Genomic DNA, 2,920 nt, shown 5'->3' with positions numbered 1-2,920 from the left:
CAAAGAAATGGACAATGCCAATTAGAAATTGGCGTGCGGCCATGAACCGATTTATGATTGAGTTCGAAGACCGCTTGAAAGACTATGCGTAAACCACGAGCAGTTACACAGAATTATTTACAGGCTCTTTAATTTAAATACAGTACAAGGGAAAGCTAACACACATTAGCAGAAAGCTCCCCCGTATGACTAACACTACTCTAAACTACTTCGATGTAAGTTTAACCATCATCTTCGAATAGCCTTTTACAAAGTTAGACTGCACATACTCGGGCTCGCCAACCACTTCGATTTTATCGAATCTCGCTAACAATTCTTCCCACAGTATACGTAACTGCAACTCAGCAAGACGATTACCCATACAGCGATGCACGCCAAAGCCAAAGGAAAGGTGGTTACGTGCGCCTTTACGATCCACGATAAACTCATCAGGCCGCTCAATCGCGCGCTCGTCTCTGTTGCCAGAGGCATACCACATTACGACCTTGTCACCCTTTTTGATGGTTTTGCCATTTAGCTCCACATCCTGCTTCGCGATACGACGCATATACGCCAGCGGCGTTTGCCAGCGGATAATTTCTGACACCATGTTCGGAATCAAGCTAGGATCGTTCTTCAGCTTAGTAAACTCGTCAGGGAAGCGATTCAAGGCAAGAACACCACCGGACATCGAGTTACGGGTGGTGTCATTACCACCAACAATTAAGAGAACTAAATTACCAAGGAACTCCATCGGCTTATTAATCAGATCCTTAGTATCTGGATTATTCTGTAACATACCGATCAGATCAAAACCTACTTCGCCACCAGCAGCAATCTTTTCCTCTTTAACGCGCCAAAGTTGAGAAAAATGCTTGGCCATATCCCTCATGCCCTCGAACAGCTCGTCGGTATTGGTCGAGCCGCCAGTCATCTCGGCACCGCCGCCAGCCAAATCTGACCAATAAACAAGTTTTCGACGCTCCTCGTAAGGGAAGTCCAGCAGTGTTGCTAGCATTCTGGCAGTCAGCTCGATAGAGACATCCTCTACCCAGTCAAACGGCGTATCTAGCGGCAGCTGATCTAGGACCTCTTGAGTACGACTGCGAATCAGACCCTCCATTTCTTTGAGATTCTTCGGTGCCACAACACCCTGCACAGCTTGACGCTGCACATCGTGCTTAGGTGGATCCATGGCGATAAACATCTCAAGTGCGAGCTCTTTCGGCGTAGCGCCGATAATGATAAACGGTTCGGCAGAAAAGAGGTCGTGATGTTTATCTACAAAAACAATGTCGTCATAACGCGTGATCGACCAAAACGGTCCGAATGGACTTTTTTTCTGATAATGAACTGGGCATTCATCGCGCAATCGCTTGAAATACGACTCCCAACGATTTTGCTTAAACAGAAATGGATTACTAACGTCAATCTCGTCGATCGCCAGCGTTGACACTTCAGGAACAGGTGCTTCTACAAACTCCGGGAATTTAGTGTACATACCTAGCTTATTTTTAGCCTTGTACAGCATATGACCGGCTTTAATTTGTAAGTGCATCGGGACGCTTGCGGCGCCCTTTTCAGCAACCAAATCAACAATTTTCATAGTATTTCCACCTATTCGCATTATTCGTTGAGTATTATTTTTGTACTTTTTTACATCTGAAATTCAGGCAAGCGCGCAACCATGCCATCCATCCCATCAGTGGTGATAATCTGGCAAGCAAGCCTGGAGGTTTCACTACGCTCGGGAGTCAGATCTAACATTTGTAATTCATCCTCGGTCGCGCCGCCGGTAATATTGACAGCACCACCTTCAATAATTACATGACAGGTACCGCAGGCGCACACGCCACCGCAATCAGCGTCAATACCTGGAATTCCATTATCCAAGGCAATTTGCATCAAGGACTTCCCAGCCTCAAAATCTACTATGTGTTCAGTGCCATTGTGCTCAATAAAAGTAATACTTCCCATAGCGTTCTCCTTCGTAAAGCTGTTTGGCCGCATTAACCACTTGTACCCCAACCTTGTCGCACAAGTAGAAAATGCCCCAAGCAATATTTACGACTTAAATTTTATTAAATAATGTGACCGTAAAATAATTATTTATAACGAAATTGCTCATTAAAATTTATAGGTCGCATCCACACCAAAGGTACGCGGCGGACCTGCCTGGAAATAGTCGAACCCAAACCCAGCCTGAAGATTGATCGCATAACCATCATACTCTTCGTCTGTAAGGTTTTTCGCCCAGATTGAAACCGAGTAATCTTCATTAATTCCTCGCCAGGTCATACGAGTATTCACCAATGCATAGGCATCTTGTTTGATATTTTCATATCCGCCTTTATCGTTATAAGCGCTATACCACTGCTTATCCTGATAATTAGCATTAACATTCCAACTGAGATAGCCGCGATCGCCATTGTAAAGCTCGTAATCAATTGAGATATTACCGCTGACTTTAGGAGCCGAAATCAGCTCATTACCAGCTAAGTCAACTTCGTCATCTGGGTTGTTAAGGGTTTGGGTGTCTGACAAGGTCAGCTCGGTATACTCGGTATCAAGATAGCCAAGCCCCATCATCAACATTAACTTTTCTGTAGCGGCAAACATAATCTCAGCTTCTAAGCCTGCAATAGTAGAGCCACCGGCATTTTCCAAAAAGTTGGATACACCAACAACGTTGATAAACTGCTGATCTTTATAATCGTATCATTGCTGTCCCATAAATCAGACATAAAAAAGGCTTGAACCTCAACAAGTTGCTACAATGGATGTGCGACCAAACACTGTAAAAACAGGGAGATTCAAGCCTTGGCACATCATAACACGGTATTTTCTCAATTGCTGAAACTGGTATCGAGACATGAATTTGAAACCCTCGCTAAACAGCACCACGAGGGGCAAAAACTGCGCAAAATGTCGCGCTGGTCTC

At 44.6% G+C, this 2,920-nt stretch carries 4 protein-coding genes; 1 reads left to right on the top strand and 3 read right to left on the bottom strand.

Annotated elements, in window-relative coordinates; translation table 11 throughout:
- Positions 1-205 precede the first annotated feature (205 nt).
- The 3 genes from O9X78_RS20495 to O9X78_RS20485 form a co-directional block, all read right to left on the bottom strand.
- A complete protein-coding gene (locus O9X78_RS20495; protein ID WP_103683263.1) occupies positions 206-1,585 on the bottom strand; it encodes a cytochrome P450 in 1,380 nt (459 codons plus the stop codon).
- A 50-nt stretch (positions 1,586-1,635) separates the two neighbouring features.
- Positions 1,636-1,956, bottom strand: a complete 321-nt coding sequence (locus O9X78_RS20490; protein ID WP_008251347.1) for a 2Fe-2S iron-sulfur cluster-binding protein — start codon at positions 1,954-1,956, stop codon at positions 1,636-1,638.
- 150 nt (positions 1,957-2,106) lie between these two features.
- Positions 2,107-2,646 carry a hypothetical protein gene (locus tag O9X78_RS20485; RefSeq protein WP_332108540.1) on the bottom strand — a complete coding sequence of 180 codons (540 nt, stop codon included), beginning with the start codon at positions 2,644-2,646 and terminating at the stop codon, positions 2,107-2,109.
- Positions 2,647-2,799: 153 nt separating this feature from the next.
- Here O9X78_RS20485 and O9X78_RS20480 point away from each other — a divergent pair.
- Positions 2,800-2,920: DUF4372 domain-containing protein (locus O9X78_RS20480; RefSeq protein WP_332108534.1), on the top strand; the 121-nt coding region annotated here is incomplete at its 3' end.

Origin of the sequence: Zhongshania aquatica, from assembly GCF_027257955.1 — a bacterium.
Classification (GTDB): Bacteria; Pseudomonadota; Gammaproteobacteria; order Pseudomonadales; family Spongiibacteraceae; genus Spongiibacter; species Spongiibacter aquatica.
The sequence above is the reverse complement of the archived record's forward strand: the minus strand, read 5'-3'. Positions and strand labels throughout refer to the sequence as shown.

Excerpts from the sequence above, each read along its gene's own strand:
- O9X78_RS20495 (WP_103683263.1), bottom strand. The coding sequence starts at position 1,585 with ATGAAAATTGTTGATTTGGTTGCTGAAAAGGGCGCCGCAAGCGTCCCG.
- O9X78_RS20490 (WP_008251347.1), bottom strand. The coding sequence starts at position 1,956 with ATGGGAAGTATTACTTTTATTGAGCACAATGGCACTGAACACATAGTA.